Source organism: Pseudomonas sp. LBUM1645 (assembly GCF_059716185.1).
Window position 1 is genome coordinate 3,216,990 of sequence record NZ_CP166811.1, and the last position, 17,876, is coordinate 3,234,865.

Annotated in this window: 15 protein-coding genes; 8 read left to right on the forward strand and 7 right to left on the reverse strand. The window is 59.8% G+C overall.

Annotated elements, in window-relative coordinates; genetic code table 11:
* Positions 1-451 precede the first annotated feature (451 nt).
* Positions 452-5,362 (forward strand): NAD-glutamate dehydrogenase, encoded by a 4,911-nt coding sequence (locus ACA079_RS14520; RefSeq protein ID WP_497704051.1) that lies wholly within the window; start codon positions 452-454, stop codon positions 5,360-5,362.
* A gap of 188 nt (positions 5,363-5,550) precedes the next feature.
* Here the strand turns inward: ACA079_RS14520 and ACA079_RS14525 are convergent, their stop codons facing one another.
* The 4 genes from ACA079_RS14525 to pdxR all read right to left on the reverse strand — a co-directional run bounded on the left by ACA079_RS14525 (position 5,551) and on the right by pdxR (position 8,938).
* A complete protein-coding gene (locus ACA079_RS14525) occupies positions 5,551-6,261 on the reverse strand; it encodes an ATPase (RefSeq protein ID WP_497704052.1) in 711 nt (236 codons plus the stop codon).
* A 228-nt stretch (positions 6,262-6,489) separates the two neighbouring features.
* The gene (locus ACA079_RS14530; protein WP_497704053.1) at positions 6,490-6,900 is read right to left on the reverse strand and encodes a cupin domain-containing protein; all 411 of its coding nucleotides are present in this window, start codon (positions 6,898-6,900) and stop codon (positions 6,490-6,492) included.
* Positions 6,901-7,087: 187 nt separating this feature from the next.
* Complete coding sequence (locus ACA079_RS14535) at positions 7,088-7,381, reverse strand: putative quinol monooxygenase (protein ID WP_008150809.1); 294 nt, start codon at positions 7,379-7,381, stop codon at positions 7,088-7,090.
* A 123-nt stretch (positions 7,382-7,504) separates the two neighbouring features.
* Positions 7,505-8,938, reverse strand: coding sequence for a MocR-like pyridoxine biosynthesis transcription factor PdxR (pdxR, locus tag ACA079_RS14540; RefSeq protein ID WP_497704054.1), 1,434 nt, complete (start codon positions 8,936-8,938; stop codon positions 7,505-7,507).
* 208 nt (positions 8,939-9,146) lie between these two features.
* On the opposite strand from pdxR, the gene ACA079_RS14545 reads away from it, so the two are divergent.
* The 3 genes from ACA079_RS14545 to ACA079_RS14555 all read left to right on the forward strand — a co-directional run bounded on the left by ACA079_RS14545 (position 9,147) and on the right by ACA079_RS14555 (position 11,364).
* Positions 9,147-9,587 carry a carboxymuconolactone decarboxylase family protein gene (locus tag ACA079_RS14545; protein WP_497704055.1) on the forward strand — a complete coding sequence of 147 codons (441 nt, stop codon included), beginning with the start codon at positions 9,147-9,149 and terminating at the stop codon, positions 9,585-9,587.
* Positions 9,588-9,673: 86 nt separating this feature from the next.
* Positions 9,674-10,654, forward strand: a complete 981-nt coding sequence (locus tag ACA079_RS14550; protein WP_497704056.1) for a LysR family transcriptional regulator — start codon at positions 9,674-9,676, stop codon at positions 10,652-10,654.
* Positions 10,655-10,842: 188 nt separating this feature from the next.
* A complete protein-coding gene (locus ACA079_RS14555) occupies positions 10,843-11,364 on the forward strand; it encodes a GNAT family N-acetyltransferase (protein WP_497704057.1) in 522 nt (173 codons plus the stop codon).
* A gap of 1 nt (position 11,365) precedes the next feature.
* Here the strand turns inward: ACA079_RS14555 and ACA079_RS14560 are convergent, their stop codons facing one another.
* On the reverse strand, positions 11,366-12,058 hold the full coding sequence (locus ACA079_RS14560; protein ID WP_497704058.1) for an aspartate/glutamate racemase family protein: 693 nt from the start codon (positions 12,056-12,058) through the stop codon (positions 11,366-11,368).
* 93 nt (positions 12,059-12,151) lie between these two features.
* On the opposite strand from ACA079_RS14560, the gene ACA079_RS14565 reads away from it, so the two are divergent.
* Both ACA079_RS14565 and ACA079_RS14570 read left to right on the forward strand, forming a co-directional pair.
* Entirely contained in the window at positions 12,152-12,928 is a 777-nt protein-coding gene (locus tag ACA079_RS14565) for a helix-turn-helix domain-containing protein (RefSeq protein WP_497704059.1), read from the forward strand.
* Between the two features lie 69 nt (positions 12,929-12,997).
* On the forward strand, positions 12,998-13,492 hold the full coding sequence (locus tag ACA079_RS14570; protein ID WP_046046933.1) for a hypothetical protein: 495 nt from the start codon (positions 12,998-13,000) through the stop codon (positions 13,490-13,492).
* 129 nt (positions 13,493-13,621) lie between these two features.
* Here the strand turns inward: ACA079_RS14570 and ACA079_RS14575 are convergent, their stop codons facing one another.
* Both ACA079_RS14575 and ccoN read right to left on the reverse strand, forming a co-directional pair.
* Complete coding sequence (locus tag ACA079_RS14575; RefSeq protein WP_497704060.1) at positions 13,622-13,843, reverse strand: cbb3-type cytochrome c oxidase subunit 3; 222 nt, start codon at positions 13,841-13,843, stop codon at positions 13,622-13,624.
* A gap of 15 nt (positions 13,844-13,858) precedes the next feature.
* Positions 13,859-15,286, reverse strand: coding sequence for a cytochrome-c oxidase, cbb3-type subunit I (gene ccoN, locus ACA079_RS14580; protein WP_415768831.1), 1,428 nt, complete (start codon positions 15,284-15,286; stop codon positions 13,859-13,861).
* Positions 15,287-15,707: 421 nt separating this feature from the next.
* Between ccoN and nirA the strand changes: the two genes are divergently transcribed.
* Together nirA and ACA079_RS14590 are read left to right on the forward strand one after the other, a co-directional pair.
* Positions 15,708-17,381, forward strand: a complete 1,674-nt coding sequence (nirA, locus tag ACA079_RS14585; RefSeq protein ID WP_497704061.1) for a nitrite reductase NirA — start codon at positions 15,708-15,710, stop codon at positions 17,379-17,381.
* Complete coding sequence (locus tag ACA079_RS14590) at positions 17,378-17,857, forward strand: DUF934 domain-containing protein (protein WP_497704062.1); 480 nt, start codon at positions 17,378-17,380, stop codon at positions 17,855-17,857. The genes nirA and ACA079_RS14590 overlap by 4 nt, the downstream gene beginning before the upstream one ends.
* The last annotated feature ends 19 nt before the right edge of the window (positions 17,858-17,876 follow it).

Here is a 17,876-nt window from a genome sequence, read left to right on the forward strand (position 1 = left end):
CAGCAGACGGGAATTTCTGCTCGCCTGGTTGTCAGAGGATGTGTCGTGAACATCTGGGGTGTTGCTGGTCATTTCTGGTACGGATGTGCCGCAAAACCGGGCTTAAACCCCCCGTTTTGCCGTGCGGCTGCTAGTGTTGTTCGATGCACAAGGCGCAAGCTGCGTACCGATGACCGAATATGTCGCAGCGCTGCAAGCACGGGGCTTGCCGCACTGGTTAAGCTGCGCAACGGATGAGCACCTGTAAAGGCATTGCGCTGCACCTTGCCCAGTCGTTTTTGCAGATGCCCATTCATGGAAGGTGAATGTGACCTGAGTGTCTCGTCCAGCTTCACCCACCTGTCATCCTGTTTCCTCTGCCCGAGAATCAGGAACAGGGTGACGGATCGCCCCGAAAGGGGTTTTGCACGCGACGCTTCCATCAATAACAAGCCCAAGCGGAGTACCACAGATGGCGTTCTTCACCGCAGCCAGCAAAGCCGACTTCCAGCACCAACTGAAAGCGGCACTGGCCCAGCACATCAGTGAACAGGCACTGCCACAAGTGGCGCTGTTCGCGGAACAATTTTTCGGCATCATTTCCCTGGACGAGCTGACCCAGCGTCGGTTGTCCGACCTCGCCGGCTGCACCCTTTCTGCGTGGCGCCTGCTTGAGCGCTTCGATCACGCGCAACCGCAAGTGCGCGTCTACAACCCCGATTACGAACGCCACGGCTGGCAGTCGACCCACACCGCGGTCGAAGTGCTGCACCACGACCTGCCATTTCTGGTGGACTCGGTACGCACCGAGCTGAACCGTCGCGGCTACAGCATCCATACCCTGCAAACCACTGTGCTGAGCGTGCGTCGCGGCAGCAAGGGCGAGCTGCTGGAAATCCTGCCGAAAGGCACCCAGGGCGACGACGTTCTGCAAGAGTCGTTGATGTACCTGGAAATCGACCGTTGCGCCAACGCGGCCGAACTGAATGTCCTGAGCAAGGAACTGGAACAGGTTCTCGGTGAAGTCCGCGTTGCGGTCGCCGATTTCGAGCCGATGAAAGCCAAGGTCCAGGAGATCCTCACCGGCCTGGACAACAGCCAGTTCAAGGTTGATCCGCAAGAAAAAGCCGAAATCAAAAGCTTCCTGGAATGGCTGGTGGGCAACCACTTCACCTTCCTGGGCTATGAAGAGTTCGTGGTTCGCGATGAAACCGACGGCGGCCACATCGTCTACGACCAGGATTCCTTCCTCGGCCTGACCAAATTGCTGCGCACCGGCCTGACCTACGATGACCTGCGCATCGAAGACTACGCCGTGAACTACCTGCGCGAACCGACCCTGCTGTCGTTCGCCAAGGCTGCGCACCCAAGCCGTGTACACCGTCCGGCTTACCCGGATTACGTGTCGATCCGTGAAATCGACGCCGACGGCAACGTCATCAAGGAATGCCGTTTCATGGGCCTGTACACCTCCTCGGTGTATGGCGAGAGCGTGCGGGTCATCCCGTACATCCGCCGCAAGGTCGAAGAAATCGAACGCCGCTCCGGCTTCCAGGCCAAGGCTCACTTGGGCAAGGAACTGGCTCAGGTGGTTGAAGTGCTGCCGCGCGACGACCTGTTCCAGACCCCGGTGGACGAGCTGTTTACCACCGTGATGTCGATCGTGCAGATCCAGGAACGCAACAAGATTCGCGTGTTCCTGCGCAAAGACCCGTATGGTCGTTTCTGCTACTGCCTGGCCTACGTGCCGCGCGACATCTACTCCACCGAAGTGCGCCAGAAGATCCAGCAAGTGCTGATGGATCGCCTGAAAGCCTCGGACTGTGAGTTCTGGACCTTCTTCTCCGAGTCCGTGCTGGCCCGCGTGCAGCTGATTCTGCGCGTCGATCCGAAGAACCGTCTGGATATCGACCCGGTTCTGCTGGAAAAAGAAGTGGTGCAAGCCTGCCGCAGCTGGCAGGACGACTACGCGAGTCTGGTCGTCGAAAGCTTCGGCGAAGCCCACGGCACCAACGTGTTGGCCGACTTCCCGAAAGGCTTCCCGGCCGGTTACCGCGAGCGTTTCGCCGCGCATTCGGCTGTGGTCGACATGCAGCACCTGCTGAGCCTGAAAGAATCCAATCCGCTGGTGATGAGCTTCTATCAGCCACTGGGTCAGGTATCCGGTCAACGCGAGCTGCACTGCAAGCTGTATCACGCCGATACGCCGCTGGCGTTGTCCGACGTGTTGCCGATCCTGGAAAACCTCGGCCTGCGCGTGCTGGGTGAATTCCCGTATCGCCTGCGTCACAACAATGGCCGCGAGTTCTGGATTCACGATTTCGCGTTCACTGCCGCTGAAGGCCTGGAACTCGACATCCAGCAACTCAACGACACCTTGCAGGACGCGTTCGTCCACATCGTGCGCGGCGAAGCCGAGAATGATGCGTTCAACCGTCTGGTGCTGACCGCCGGCCTGCCATGGCGCGATGTCGCGCTGCTGCGTGCCTACGCCCGTTACATGAAGCAGATTCGCCTGGGCTTCGACCTGGGTTACATCGCCAGCACCCTGAACAACCACACCGACATCGCTCGCGAGTTGACCCGGTTGTTCAAAACCCGTTTCTACCTGGCCCGCAAGCTCGGTACTGACGATCTGGAAGACAAGCAGCAACGTCTGGAACACGCGATTCTGAGCGCACTGGACGACGTCCAAGTGTTGAACGAAGACCGTATCCTGCGTCGCTACCTGGACCTGATCAAGGCCACCCTGCGGACCAACTTCTACCAGACCGACGCGCACGGTCAGAACAAGTCCTACTTCAGCTTCAAGTTCAACCCGCACCAGATTCCAGAGCTGCCGAAGCCAGTACCGAAGTTCGAAATCTTCGTTTACTCGCCACGCGTCGAAGGCGTGCACCTGCGCTTCGGCAACGTTGCTCGCGGTGGTCTGCGCTGGTCCGATCGTGAAGAAGACTACCGCACCGAAGTCCTGGGCCTGGTAAAAGCCCAGCAAGTGAAGAACTCGGTCATCGTGCCGGTGGGCGCCAAGGGCGGCTTCCTGCCGCGTCGCCTGCCACTGGGTGGCGGTCGAGACGAGATCGCGGCCGAGGGCATCGCCTGCTACCGCATCTTCATCTCGGGTCTGTTGGACATCACCGACAACCTGAAAGACGGCGCGCTGGTACCGCCGGCCAACGTCGTGCGTCATGACGACGATGACCCGTACCTGGTGGTGGCAGCGGACAAGGGCACTGCAACCTTCTCCGACATCGCCAACGGTATCGCCATCGACTACGGCTTCTGGCTCGGCGACGCGTTCGCATCGGGCGGCTCGGCCGGTTACGACCACAAGAAAATGGGCATCACCGCCAAGGGCGCGTGGGTTGGCGTTCAACGTCACTTCCGCGAACGCGGCATCAATGTTCAGGAAGACAACATCACGGTGGTCGGCGTCGGCGACATGGCCGGTGACGTGTTCGGTAACGGCTTGTTGATGTCCGACAAGCTGCAACTGGTCGCAGCGTTCAACCACCTGCACATCTTCATCGACCCGAACCCGGAGCCTGCCAACAGCTTCGCCGAGCGTCAGCGCCTGTTCGACCTGCCGCGTTCGGCCTGGTCGGATTACGACACCAGCATCATGTCCGAAGGCGGCGGGATCTTCTCCCGTAGCGCGAAAAGCATCGCGATTTCCCCGCAGATGAAAGAGCGCTTCGACATTCAGGCTGACAAGCTGACCCCGACCGAACTGCTGAATGCCTTGCTCAAGGCACCGGTGGATCTGTTGTGGAACGGCGGTATCGGTACTTACGTCAAAGCCAGCAGCGAAAGCCACGCCGATGTCGGCGACAAGGCCAACGATGCACTGCGCGTGAACGGCAACGAACTGCGCTGCAAAGTCGTGGGCGAGGGCGGTAACCTCGGTATGACCCAGCTGGGTCGTGTCGAATTCGGCCTCAATGGCGGCGGTTCCAACACCGACTTCATCGACAACGCCGGTGGTGTGGACTGCTCCGACCACGAAGTGAACATCAAGATCCTGCTGAACGAAGTGGTTCATGCCGGTGACATGACTGACAAGCAGCGTAACCAGTTGCTGGCGAGCATGACCGACGAAGTCGGCAACCTGGTGCTCGGCAACAACTACAAGCAGACTCAGGCCCTGTCCCTGGCGGCACGCCGTGCCTTCGTGCGGATTGCCGAATACAAACGTCTGATGAACGATCTGGAAGGCCGCGGCAAGCTGGATCGCGCCATCGAGTTCTTGCCGTCTGAAGAAGCGATCAACGAACGCCTCGCGGAAGGCCATGGCCTGACCCGTGCAGAGCTGTCGGTGCTGATCTCCTACAGCAAGATCGACCTCAAGGAAGCGCTGCTCAATTCTCAGGTGCCGGACGACGACTACCTGACGCGCGACATGGAAACCGCTTTCCCGCCGACCCTGGTGAGCAAGTTCTCCGACGCCATGCGCCGTCACCGTCTGAAGCGTGAGATCGTCAGCACCCAGATCGCTAACGATCTGGTCAACCACATGGGCATCACCTTCGTTCAACGACTCAAAGAGTCGACCGGCATGAGCCCGGCGAACGTGGCCGGTGCTTACGTGATCGTGCGTGACATCTTCCATCTCCCGCACTGGTTCCGTCAGATCGAAGCTCTGGACTACCAGGTTTCCGCTGACGTGCAACTGGAGCTGATGGATGAGCTGATGCGTCTGGGCCGTCGCGCTACGCGCTGGTTCCTGCGCAGCCGTCGCAACGAGCAGAATGCTGCCCGTGACGTCGCGCACTTCGGTCCACATCTGGCAGCGCTGGGCCTCAAGCTCGACGAACTGCTGGAAGGCCCGACCCGCGAAGGCTGGCAGACCCGCTATCAGGCTTACGTCGCGGCTGGCGTTCCTGAGTTGCTGGCGCGCATGGTTGCAGGCACCACTCACCTGTACACCTTGCTGCCGATCATCGAAGCGTCCGACGTGACCGGTCAGAACGCAGCTGACGTGGCGAAGGCTTACTTCGCTGTTGGCAGCGCGCTGGACATCACCTGGTACCTGCAACAGATCAGCGCTCTGCCGGTTGAAAACAACTGGCAGGCCCTGGCCCGTGAAGCGTTCCGCGATGACGTCGACTGGCAGCAACGTGCGATCACCATCTCCGTCCTGCAACAGGGCGACGGCACTCAGGACGTGGAAACCCGTCTGGAGCTGTGGATGGAAGAGCACGAAGGCATGATCGAACGCTGGCGCGCCATGCTGGTAGAAATCCGTGCCGCCAGCGGCACTGATTACGCCATGTATGCGGTGGCCAACCGTGAGTTGCTGGATCTGGCGTTGAGCGGTCAAGCGGTAGTGGCTACTACTGCTGCAGCTGTCACTGCCAGCGCTGAGTTGGAGCCAGCTGCCTGATCAGGCGCTGAATGAAGAAGCCCCGCAATGAGAGTTGCGGGGCTTTTTTTTGTCTGAAGGTTTTGTGCTGTCTGGTCGGGCCCCATCGCGAGCAAGCTCGGCTCCCACAGGTTTTGTGGCGTGTGCATGTTATGTATCCAACACCACCCCTGTGGGAGCCGAGCTTGCTCGCGATGGGGCCATTCGCCTTAATACAACTTCTGACCTGCTGTGATATCGATCATCGACACTTTATCTGTCGGTCTGGTCAATAAATTACTGAGCGACTGGTCAAACTTCTGCAAGGCCCGAACTTGCACATTCTGTTGTTCGTTAATGTCGGCAACTATCTCTTCGCTGCGTTTATAGTCCGCCCAAACTGGACTCAGCTCTTTAGCGTCATGCCCTTGTGCAGTGCCGATGTAGTTGAAGTTGGTGTCGTAGAACGCTGCGCTGACATTTGCGCTGATATCCGAACTGCGCGATGTCATCAATTGACTGCGCGTGTCGACAATGGCGACCACGTCCGGTTTAGCGGCCCTGAGACTTTGCATGTCTGGATACACCGTCACCGAGCCAAACTGACGTTGCAAGGATGCTTTGATCCAGTCCACCGCAAGGTCCGGTTTGGAGGTGGCGACGTAGGCGTCGTGGATCGGCTGCACCAGCAGACTCTGGCCGAAACCGGTGCCGGCGTTGGCCTGATAGTCCTGAAGGTAGGCGCGGTTGGCCTGAGTGTTGCGGCTGTACACGATACCCAGGGACACGTTGCTGCCATTGGTGACATGTGTGGCGCTGCTGCGGCCCACCGGCTCGGTGAAGATGCCGTCGAGCGAAGAAACAGCCTTCGGTGCAGTGGGTATTGAACAGCCTGCTAAAAGAACCGTTATCGTCAATGTGCTGACAAGTGCAAGTTTCATGGTGTTTCTCCCGTGAAACAACTTGAGTCGGAAAGTTAATAGGTCGGCCACAGTCGGCGGAGATTCCAGACTAAACCTCTCTTCACTGAATGAAATGGCCAATCACCGCACTTGTCAGGTGACTAATAGTTTTGTTTGGTTTAAAAGGCCCCGGTTAATTACGCCGGGAAATAAAAAGGCCCGAATGCTTAATTCGAGCCTGTTTATTTATGGCTGGCGCAACAGCTATCAGTTTTCCAAAGGGATCAATACTTTTTCGTCGGGTGCTAACACCATAAACACCAAGAGTTTGGCAGGTTTGGTGGCGCTGGCATTTTTCGAGACCAAATGCTCCGATCCCGCCGGTTCGTACCAGAATTCGCCGGCCTTGTAGGTGATCGCTTTTTGACCCTTCACTTGAGAAATGATCGAGCCCGAAAGGACGTAGGCCATGGCCGTGCCCTCGTGCTTGTGGGCGATGGACGATTGGCCGGGCTTGTAGTCGACTTCGATCATCAATGCTTTTTTGCCCGGCACGTTTTGCAGCATTTCGTCCTGCAGAATGGTGACTTTTTCCGAAGGGTCGTGGGCGAATGCCGCGGCGGAAACGGTCAGGGCGAGGGCGGCGAGGGGCGCAGCACAGTAGCGGAAGGCTTTCATGGGTATCACCTGCTTGGTTAGTCGTCAGGGACCACAGTAAGTCTCGGCCAAGGCCAATCAAACAGCCAATTCTCGTGAAGGCGAGGGGACCAATCATGCGCGTTGAAAAACAAGATCGCCGCCTCCAGCTACTTCTGCAGGGGTACCCATTGCCCTGTAGGAGTAGCCGAAGGCGGCGACCTAATTTCTAAACGATAGGGAAGCTGTTGAAGTCGACGCTGTTGGCCAGACGGCTGTCGATCAGGCCGATAAAGCCTTGTACTTCAGGGCAGTTGAAATGCATTTGCATGGCCGCTTCCGATTGCCAGCGGGCGCTGACAGTCCAGCGGTTGTCGTCCTCGGGGCAGCGGTCGACCATATAGGAATCGCAGCCCGGTAGTTCGCGCAGGGTGTCGACAATTTTTTGCAGTTGCTTGCCCAGTTCGTCCGAGCGGCCGGCGGCGGCCTGCACCTTAACGGTATTGATCACTTCGTTGGACATTGCTCACACTCCTGAATCAGGCCGGACGAATCCTGCTCATTGAGGGATAACGCTTATGCAGGATAGGCCCGCATCCCCGGACCACCAATAGCCAATCGCGGGATAAAAACGCAGACCAATCCGTCAGGCGACCTGCTGCAAAATGTCCCGCAGGCGGTCCAGGGCGATGTCGATGTCCAGGGTTTCAATGGCGCCAAACCCCAGGAAAAGCCCGGACTGCGGCGCTTGCTGATAGAAAAAGCTGTCGATGGGATACACCCCGACTTCGACCTTTTTCGCCAGTTCGATCACCAATGGAATATCGATAGACACTTTGCACATAACCACCATGTGGAACCCGGCGGTGGTCGGGACCGCCTCGAGCCACGGTGAAAGGTCGCCGGCCATGCGCTCGAGGATCCGCTCACGACGCCCGGCATAGATCGTATGGCAGCGCCGGATGTGCTTGAGCAGACAGCCTTCGGCAATGAACTTGGCCAGCGCCCATTGGGGCAGGGTGGAAGTGTGCAGATCGGTGAGCTGCTTGGCGCGAATGACCGCTTCGAGAATCGCTGGCGGCAGGATCGCATAACCCAAGCGCAGCTCCGGCAGCAGGGTTTTTGAAAAGGTCCCGACGTAAGCGACGATGCCGCGTTCGTCCATGCTTTGCAGCGAGTCGGTAGGCCGGCCTTCGTAGCGGAATTCGCTGTCGTAATCGTCCTCGATGATGATCGCGCCCAACTCATGGGCCCGCTCCAGCAGCGCCACCCGGCGCGCCTGGCTCATCGGCATGCCGAGCGGGAACTGGTGAGACGGAGTGACGTAAATCAGGCGGGTGCCAAGGGGGATCTTGTCCACCTGAATACCTTCGGCATCCACCGGGACGCCGATCACCGTGGCGCCGTGGGTACCGAACAATAGGCGTGCGGGCGGATAGCCGGGGTCTTCCATGGCGACAATGCTGCCGGGACGCGTGAGCACCCGGGAGATCAGGTCCAGCGCCTGTTGCGCGCCGTTGCACACCACCACGTCTTCGTCCTGGCAATTGACCCCGCGAGAAAACGCGATGTGCCGGGCGATCGCGTTGCGCAGCGCCGGCAGGCCTTCGGGCAGGCTGTAGAAGCCCTTGGACGCGGCGATCTGGCGCAAGGCGTGAGCGGTGCAGCGCCGCCAGTCATCCTGGGGGAACTGGCCCTTGCTGGTGGCGCCGCCGATGAAGTCGTAGCGCAACGAGCCTTCCAGCGTCGGATGGCGCAGGAACACCGGCAGGTTGCGCCAGGACTCGATGACCTCGGCACTGGCCAGCTCCGAATGGCTCTGTTTACGGGTGACTTTCGCCGGTCGGGCGTTGACGTAGGTGCCTTTGCCAATGACCCCGGTGAGGAAGTTTTCGTAGGTCAGTTGCGTGTAGGTGTCGGAAATGGTCTTGCGGGAAATGCCCAGTTGTTCAGCGAGTAAACGACTGGGCGGGAGCTGCGTCCCTGCTGCCAGTCGACCGGATTCGATGGCGCTGCGCAGTTGGTTGTACAACTGGCCTGCCAGGTCCTTGCGGCCGTTGATGACAACGTGAAGTTCCATACCGGCGAGGCTCCCTGGGGCGATTAATGCGCGTGTGCGTCGCGCCAGATTACCCGCATGAGCGCCCGCGCAAAAGTTGCGTGGGCGAAAAACCTCCGATTGGTCTGGTGCCTGAGTGGTCCACGGGTATTTCGCAGAATTGGATCTGTAACGCCGGCGTATCAACGCCTACCTTGGGGGGCACACACTCGATCAACGAGGACACTCCATGAACGTCCGCCTGGATTACTACAGCGCATCGCCCAAAGCGATGAAAGCGATGATTGCCATGGAGGCCTTGACCAGCAATCTCAGCATCGAGCCGGCCTTGCTGCACTTGATCAAGATCCGTGCCTCGCAACTCAATGGCTGCGCCTTCTGCACCGACATGCACTCGGTAGATGCCCGGCGTCTCGGCGAGACTGACCGTCGGTTGTATTCGATCGTGGTCTGGCGCGACAGCGGCTTCTTCAACCCGCGAGAACGTGCGGCGCTGGCCTGGACCGAAGCCGTCACCTTGCTCTCTGAAAACCATGTGCCGGACGAGGTCTACGCGCTGGCGCGGGAGCAGTTCAACGAAGGCGAGATGGTCGACCTGACCATCGCCGTCACCACCATCAACAGCTGGAATCGACTGGCGGTGAGTTTTCGGCAAACCCCTGGAGGCTGAATCGATTTTCCGCTCCGAGTGTCACGTCAGGTTCATAAACGCTGCGCAGGATGAGGCTTCAAGGACAGATCGACTGGGAGTCAGCGATGCAATTTATGGAAACCACAGATCGCCAGCAAGTTGCCAAGTACCGCTCACCCGTAGAGAAAACCGCATCCTGGCGCGCACTGGCGGCAGGGGTCGATCCGGTGCTGGCGCAGTCCTTTCGGGTCAGTGCCCGTTGCGGCTGTTTCATGCAAGCAGCCCGCAGTCTCAACATCAAGGCCACCCAGCTGCGCAAACAATTGGCGCAGCTTGAAGCGCAACTGCAGTGTTCGCTATTCAACCACTCAGAGAATGGCGTTGCCCTCAGTCGTGACGGATTGCAGCTGCAATCGCAGTTGATTGCCCTGGCCCATGAGCGCGACTTGCCGGTGATCGAGCAGCCGTTGATTCGCCTGGCCGTCGCCGAATCGATCCTGCATGACATTCTCGGTCGTGATCTGGTTGCCTTGTTGCGGCGCAACGCCAGCGTTCGCCTGGACATCATCACCCTGGACAGCGAACTCTCCCTGCAAGCGGTCAGTGCCGATGTGGTGCTGTGGCTGGCCGGTACCGATTCGCCGCTGCCAGGCCCGAGTTTTGCTGTCAGCGAGCCCCAGCGACTGGCACGGCTCGACTATCTGCCCCATATCGCCAAACGTTATTCACGGGTCGCGTCCCGCCCTGACAGCCTCGATGACCTGGCGGATTTCCTGCTGGTGCAATGGCAGCATGACCGTCAGGTCGACTGTTTCCGGCCGTGGAATACCCTCGTAGACCAGCGTCTGGCCGGGGTGGTGCAGTTGCATTCCTATGAACTGATGCTGGAGATGATCCGTTGCAGTGCCTGCATTGGCCTGCTGCCCGGCTACATCAGCCGCTTCGACCGCGGCCTTATTGAGTTGCCGGGGCTGTTCAGTCAACCGATGCAGCGCCAGGTGTGGATGGCGGTCAATGCTGAGTCCGAGGGTTCAGCTCAGGTGCAGATGATCGTCGAACTGATCCAGAACACTTTCACTGAGCGCCGAGAGTGGTTCGAAGGCTGAACACTGTCCAAAATGTGGGAGCGAGCTTGCTCGCGATAGCGGCCGGGCAGTCGACATCAATGTTGAATGTGATGACCCCATCGTCGGATCGCCGCCCGGACCAAGCTCGCTCCCACATGGGTTCTCGCCATATCGGAAGTAGGCGGTATAGAGTGGGCGGCCATGTCTGTATCAAGGATGAATCACCCATGCCCGCCACCGACGCTGTCATTTCCCTCGAACGTTTCAACGAATCCCACATCGACGGCATTACCGCGCTCTACAACGACCCGGCCATTACCCGTCAGGTGCTGCAAATGCCGTTTCAGTCTCCCGAAGTCTGGCGCAAGCGCCTGGAGTCGGACAACGAGCGTGTGGTGCAGCTGGTGGCGCTGCATCAAGGGACTGTCATCGGCAATATTGGCCTGGAGCAGTTTTCACGGATCCGCCGCAGCCATGCCGGCAATCTCGGCATGGGCGTCGCGGTGGCCTGGCAGGGCAAGGGCATTGGCTCGAAACTGCTGGCGGCAGCGCTGGACATCGCCGACAACTGGATGAACCTGCAACGGGTCGAGCTTTCGGTTTACGCCGACAACGAAGCCGCCATCGGGCTGTATCGCAAGTTCGGCTTCGACACCGAAGGGCTGTTTCGCGACTACGCCGTGCGTGACGGCGTGCTGGTGGATGCCTTGAGCATGGCGCGCCTGCGTCGCACGCTCAAGGCCGGTTGAGTCACTCGCCCAACGCGAACGCTACCGCCGCTTGAGCATGCAGTTCGGTGGTGTCGAGCAAGGGCAGGGCGCTGTCCTCGGGTTTGATCAGCAGGCCGATTTCCGTGCAGCCGAGGATGATGGCCTGGGCGCCACGTCGGGTCAGCGATTCGATGGCCTGCTGATAGACCTTGCGTGACGCCTCGCTGACCACCCCGACGCACAACTCGTCATAGATGATCCGGTGGACGGCCTGACGTTCATCGGCCTCCGGCACCAGTACGGTCAGCCCCATTGAAGTCAGGCGTTCCTTGAGGAAGTCCTGCTCCATGGTGAACGCTGTGCCGAGCAATCCAATCTTCAGTGCGCCAGCCTCGACGGCAGCCTGACCGGCCGGGTCGGCGATGTGCAGGAACGGAATGCTGATCGCTGCCTGAATCTGCCCGGCCACTTTGTGCATGGTGTTGGTGCACAGCACCACGCAATCGGCACCACCCGCCTGCAGCCGTTGCGCCGCATCCACCAGAATCGCCGCGGCATCGTCCCAGCGCCCGGCGTGCTGGGCCTGTTCGACAGGCCCGAAGTCGACGCTGTACATTAGCAATTTCGCCGAACGCAACGGCCCGAGCCGGTCGCGCACCTGCTGATTGATGATACGGTAATATTCGGCGCTGGACTCCCAGCTCATGCCGCCGATAAGGCCGATGGTGCGCATGTCGTGCTCCTGTTGATGGCAACCCTGTGTTCGAGCATGCCCTTATTTGAGAGTACCCGTGGCTCTTCATAGCGATCTATCAGGAAATTTCACATGCCAACGGTGCTGAGCCAGGAGCTGCTGGGCGGCAGGCTCTGCTTGCAGCTTTTACCCCGGGCGGCTTACAGCGCGCGTGATCCTGTGCAGTGGCAAACCCTTGGGGTGACACTGGAACGCCAACAAGGTGTGCACGCCATCGATTCGGATCACCGGGTGGATTTCGATACCTTGCCTGGCGTGCTGGCTTACACCCCGGTCGGCGTGGAAGTGTTTTCCGAGTCGGCCAGCGGTGGCGAATACCTGCTGATGCGTCTGGACGAGCCGTTGGCCCATCAGCATTTACCCGCGGTTGACCACCGTGTGCAGTCTTCCGGTAATCGCCGCGCGCTGATGCTGGGCCGGGAACTGCGGCGTCTGTTGCTCGCTCCGCAGACGGACAGACTGGCGCTTGAGCAAAGGGCGGTGGAATTCGTTGGTTTGATGAACCCGAAGGCCAATACCGCGCAACGTGTCACGCCCAAGGTTTTCACCCGAGTGCTGGACCAGATCGCCGAGCAGTTCCACGAACCCCTGACCCTGGAACAATTGGCCGTCACCTACGGACAAAACGAGCTGCGCTTTCTGCGCGACTTCACCCGGGCCATCGGTCTGACACCCCACGCTTACCTCGTTGAAGTGCGGCTTCAGGCGGCACGCCGGATGATCGAACACACCGACCTGTCCCTGGCCGATATCGCCCTGGACGCCGGCTTCGCCCACCAGTCCCACATGGGCAGCGCCTTTCGCAAATACCTGGCCATGACCCCCAGCCAATACCGTTCACGCTTTTAGTCGTACGCCGGCAGCGCGCATCTGCCATGCTCAAAGTCCGCAGCACCGCTTCAACAAAGGAACACCGCAATGGACGACGTACAGCAACTGGGTGAGATGCTTCGCCATTACGCAGAAAGCGAAGCGCACAAGAAGCAACTGTTCGAGTCGCAATCGGCCGTGTGGGCGACGCGCATTGGTGAACTGTTCGATCAGATCCAGCAATGGCTGGAACCGGTCCAGGCGCCAAATTTGCTGGAGGTGAGCCGCGAGGCCTATGTCGCCTCGGGGCCGAGCGTTCCCGTCGAAACGTCGACCTTCAAGACCGAGAAGCTGTCCATTGTGATCGCCGGTAAACCGGTGGAGTTTGTGCCGGATGTGATGGGTGCCGGTGGTCAGATTTCACTGGCCGTGATGGGCCTGACGGCCGCGCGCTACGGCAGCATTTCGCTGGTGTGCCTGCCGCCGTCCAGTAGCTGGCAATGGCGCAAGACCAATGGCTTGAAAGACCCAGATACATTTGCGTTCGATGCGAACTTTTTGGCGCAGCAGTTGCAGAGCCTGATTCCCCGCGAACGCAGCTGATCGTTCTGGGCTAGCACAAAACCCTGTGGGAGCGAGCTTGCTCGCGATGAGGCCATAACATCCAACATCTATGTTGACTGTTACACCGCCATCGCGAGCAAGCTCGCTCCCACATTGATCGGCATTGCGTCAAATTTCGAGGTTGCCCCAACCCGGCTTCGCTTCTTCCGGCGCCACCGCCTTCACACTCTTGCCCGTCGCCAATTCCACCCGCCGCGCCACCTCCGGGTCATCGGCAAACGGAATCAAACTGGCTTCATCCAGACTCTCTGTCGTCTGGTGCTTCAGGCAGTATTCAACCGCCAGCCAAAGCCCCACCACGCCCAACACATTCAGCACGACCTCAATCATCTCAAGCCCCTTGCCTCAGGCAATCTGCGCGTCGCGGTGGGCCATTTCGACGTCCGAAACCCGCACCGTGCGCCAGACGTTGTAAGCCATCAGCAACATGCCGCTGAGGAAGAACACCCCGCCAGCGAAGCGCACCACGAACCCTGGATGGCTGGCCTGCAAGGCTTCGACGAAGGAGTAGGTCAGCGTGCCGTCATCGTTGATCGCACGCCACATCAAGCCTTGGGTGATGCCGTTGACCCACATCGAGGCGATGTACAGCACGGTGCCGATGGTCGCCAGCCAGAAGTGCAGGTTGATCAGCGGCGTGCTGTACATCTGCTCGCGGCCGAAGACTTTCGGGATCATGTGGTACAGCGAACCGAAGGTGATCATTGCCACCCAACCCAAAGCGCCGGCGTGGACGTGGCCGATGGTCCAGTCGGTGTAGTGGGAGAGGGCGTTGACCGTCTTGATCGCCATCATCGGGCCTTCGAAGGTCGACATGCCGTAGAAGGCCAGGGACAACACCAAAAAACGCAGGATCGGGTCGGTGCGCAATTTATGCCAGGCACCCGAGAGCGTCATCATGCCGTTGATCATCCCGCCCCAACTCGGTGCCAGCAGGATCAGCGACATCGCCATGCCCAGTGACTGCGCCCAGTCCGGCAGCGCGGTGTAATGCAAGTGGTGCGGGCCGGCCCAGATGTACAGGGTGATCAGCGCCCAGAAGTGCACGATCGACAACCGATAGGAATACACCGGCCGCCCAACCTGTTTCGGCACGAAGTAATACATCATTCCGAGGAACCCGGTGGTCAGGAAGAAGCCCACCGCGTTGTGCCCGTACCACCACTGCACCATGGCGTCGGTTGCCCCGGAATACACCGGATAGGACTTGAACCAGTCCACCGGAATCGCCAAGTGATTGACCACGTGCAGCATGGCGATCACCACGATGAACGCGCCGAAGAACCAGTTGCCGACGTAGATGTGTTTGGTCTTGCGCTGCACCACGGTGGTGAAAAACACGATGGCGTAAGCGACCCAGACCACCGTCATCCACACCGCGCCGGAGAATTCGATCTCGGCGTATTCCTTGGTGGTGGTGTAGCCCAGCGGCAGGGTGATCAGCATCACCACGATCACCGACTGCCAGCCCCAAAAGGTGAAGGCCGCGAGCTTGTCCGAAAACAGCCGCACCTGGCAGGTGCGCTGCACCGCGTAGTAACTGGCGGCGAATTGCGCGCTGCCGGCAAAGCCGAAAATTACCAGGCTGGTGTGCAGCGGGCGCAAGCGGCCGAAGGTGGTCCACGGCAGGTCGAGGTTCATCTGCGGCCATACCAGTTGCGAGGCGATCCACACCCCCATCGCCATCCCCACGACACCCCATACCACGGTTGCCACGACGAATTGGCGGACGACCTTGTAGTTATAGGCCTGTCCGATTGTTGCTGTGCTCATGGTCAATGCTTCCACGGTTGCAAAGTCTTGCCAGGCCACCCGGACTGGCATGTCGCCCACTGTAGAAACCCCGCCGGAAACAAAACAGACTCAGAAAAACCGAGTTTATGCGGATCAGATAAAGCGCATGCCTGCGGTGATCAGCCGCAGTCTGATACGGTTTTTTAGCATTCAGGTGAATCTGTAACGTGCTGCGCCGCAGGTCCATAGTCGCTATCACAAGCACCGCCAGACCCGTAGCAGCTGTCGAGCACCGCGAGGCTGCGTTCGGCTGCGCAGCAGTCGTAAACCCTGCGTACCCGGTTTACCTGACTCACCGAGTCGCTTGATTTCGCGACTGCTACGCAGTCGAACGCAGCCTCGCGGTGCTCGACAGCTGCTACGGGGCAGAGCGTGCGATCAATCCTGATGAGGTAGCCACATGTATCAGTACGATGACTATGACCGGGCCCTGGTCTTTGAGCGGGTCGCGCAGTTTCGCGATCAGGTCGAACGTTTCATGGCGGATGAGTTGAGCGAAGAAGAATTCCTGCCGCTACGTTTGCAAAACGGCCTGTACATGCAAAAGCACGCCTACATGCTGCGCGTGGCGATTCCTTACGGCACGTTAAGCGCGCCGCAGATGCGCACGCTGGCGAGCATCGCCCGGGATTACGACCGTGGCTACGGCCACTTCACCACGCGGCAGAACATGCAGTTCAACTGGATCGAACTGGCCCAGGTGCCGGACATCCTCGAACGCCTGGCGCAAGTGGAAAAGCATGCGATCCAGACCTCCGGCAACTGTGTGCGCAACATCACCACCGAAGCCTTTGCCGGGGTGGCGGCGGATGAAATGATCGACCCGCGGCCGCTGGCGGAAATCCTGCGGCAGTGGTCGACCATCAACCCGGAATTCCTGTTCCTGCCGCGCAAGTTCAAGATCGCCATCTGCTCGGCGGAACAGGACCGGGCGGCGATCATGATGCACGACATCGGCCTCTATCTTTACCCGGGCACCGACGGGCAAATGCTGCTGCGAGTCATCGTTGGCGGCGGGTTGGGGCGCACGCCGATCCTTGGTTTACAGATTCGCGAAGGGTTGCCGTGGCAGCATTTGCTGTCCTACGTCGAGGCGGTGCTGCGGGTCTACAACCGCCACGGTCGGCGCGACAACAAGTACAAGGCGCGGATCAAGATTCTGGTCAAGGCGCTGGGCATCGAAGCCTTTGCCCGGGAAGTGGAGGAGGAGTGGCAGTACCTCAAGGACGGCCCGGCGCAGTTGACCGACGTCGAGTATGAGCGCGTGGCCAGTGCCTTTGTACCGCCGGATTACCGCGCTCTGGCGGACACCGACCTCGACTTCGGCACGCGCCTGTCCGAAAACCCGGCCTTCGCCCGTTGGGTGTCGCGCAACGTTCAGCCGCACAAAGTGCCGGGCTATGCCAGCGTGGTGCTGTCGACCAAACCGGGCATTGCCTCACCGCCGGGTGATGTCACGGCCGAGCAAATGGAGGCGGTGGCCGACTGGTCCGAGCAGTTCGGTTTTGGCGAAATTCGCATCGCCCATGAACAGAACATTGTGTTGCCCGACGTGCCCAAGGCTGATCTCTACACGCTCTGGTGCCTGGCCTGCGAACAGGGGCTGGGCTGCGCCAACATCGGTTTGCTGACCGACATCATTGCCTGCCCCGGCGGCGACTTCTGCGCGCTGGCCAATGCCAAGTCGATCCCTATCGCGCAAGCCATTCAGGCACGCTTCGAAGACCTCGATTATCTGCATGATCTGGGCGACATCAGCCTGAACATTTCCGGCTGCATGAACGCCTGCGGCCACCACCACATCGGCAACATCGGCATTCTGGGGGTCGATAAGAACGGCAGCGAGTGGTACCAGATCACCCTCGGCGGGGCCCAGGGCAAGAACAGCGCACTGGGCAAAGTCATCGGCCCGTCCTTCAGCGCCGCCGAAGTGCCCGAGGTGATCGAGCAGATCATCGCCACGTTCGTCAATTACCGCGAGAGCGAGGAAGTGTTCGTCGATACCTTGCAGCGCATCGGTCTGGAACCGTTCAAAGAGCAGGTCTATCCGAAGCTGCTGGAGGTGTCGGCATGAACAATTTGCTGCGACTGGAGGAGGGTGTGGCGCGGATTGTCGCTGATGATCCATGGACCCTGGTCAGGGATGTCAACGATGAATGGCCGGCGGGTGCGGTGATTCTGCCGTTGGCCCGTTGGCTTGAAGGTCCACCGCAAAAGGGCGTGTGGTTGGGGCCGGACGATGAGGTGGAAAGTCTCAAACAGTGGTTTTCACACCTGCCGCTGATTGCCCTCGACTTTCCGAGTTTCCGTGACGGTCGCGGTTACAGCCAGGCGTACTTGTTGCGCACTCGATTGGGCTGGACGGGCGAGTTGCGCGCGGTCGGCGACGTACTGCGCGATCAACTCAGCCACATGCGTCAATGCGGGTTCGACAGCTTCGCGGTGCGTGAGGACAAGTCCGCCGAGGATGCGCTCAAGGGGCTGGCCGGGATGAGCGTGTTGTATGGGCGTTCGGTGATTGAGCCGCGGCCGTTGTTTCGACGGCGGTAAAAAACGGGAAGATCAAAAG

What these genes read in the sequence shown, in the direction of transcription:
- ACA079_RS14520 (WP_497704051.1), top strand. Translation starts at nt 452, where the DNA reads ATGGCGTTCTTCACCGCAGCCAGCAAAGCCGACTTCCAGCACCAACTG.
- ACA079_RS14525 (WP_497704052.1), bottom strand. Translation starts at nt 6,261, where the DNA reads ATGAAACTTGCACTTGTCAGCACATTGACGATAACGGTTCTTTTAGCA.
- ACA079_RS14530 (WP_497704053.1), bottom strand. Translation starts at nt 6,900, where the DNA reads ATGAAAGCCTTCCGCTACTGTGCTGCGCCCCTCGCCGCCCTCGCCCTG.
- ACA079_RS14535 (WP_008150809.1), bottom strand. Translation starts at nt 7,381, where the DNA reads ATGTCCAACGAAGTGATCAATACCGTTAAGGTGCAGGCCGCCGCCGGC.
- pdxR (WP_497704054.1), bottom strand. Translation starts at nt 8,938, where the DNA reads ATGGAACTTCACGTTGTCATCAACGGCCGCAAGGACCTGGCAGGCCAG.
- ACA079_RS14545 (WP_497704055.1), top strand. Translation starts at nt 9,147, where the DNA reads ATGAACGTCCGCCTGGATTACTACAGCGCATCGCCCAAAGCGATGAAA.
- ACA079_RS14550 (WP_497704056.1), top strand. Translation starts at nt 9,674, where the DNA reads ATGCAATTTATGGAAACCACAGATCGCCAGCAAGTTGCCAAGTACCGC.
- ACA079_RS14555 (WP_497704057.1), top strand. Translation starts at nt 10,843, where the DNA reads ATGCCCGCCACCGACGCTGTCATTTCCCTCGAACGTTTCAACGAATCC.
- ACA079_RS14560 (WP_497704058.1), bottom strand. Translation starts at nt 12,058, where the DNA reads ATGCGCACCATCGGCCTTATCGGCGGCATGAGCTGGGAGTCCAGCGCC.
- ACA079_RS14565 (WP_497704059.1), top strand. Translation starts at nt 12,152, where the DNA reads ATGCCAACGGTGCTGAGCCAGGAGCTGCTGGGCGGCAGGCTCTGCTTG.
- ACA079_RS14570 (WP_046046933.1), top strand. Translation starts at nt 12,998, where the DNA reads ATGGACGACGTACAGCAACTGGGTGAGATGCTTCGCCATTACGCAGAA.
- ACA079_RS14575 (WP_497704060.1), bottom strand. Translation starts at nt 13,843, where the DNA reads ATGATTGAGGTCGTGCTGAATGTGTTGGGCGTGGTGGGGCTTTGGCTG.
- ccoN (WP_415768831.1), bottom strand. Translation starts at nt 15,286, where the DNA reads ATGAGCACAGCAACAATCGGACAGGCCTATAACTACAAGGTCGTCCGC.
- nirA (WP_497704061.1), top strand. Translation starts at nt 15,708, where the DNA reads ATGTATCAGTACGATGACTATGACCGGGCCCTGGTCTTTGAGCGGGTC.
- ACA079_RS14590 (WP_497704062.1), top strand. Translation starts at nt 17,378, where the DNA reads ATGAACAATTTGCTGCGACTGGAGGAGGGTGTGGCGCGGATTGTCGCT.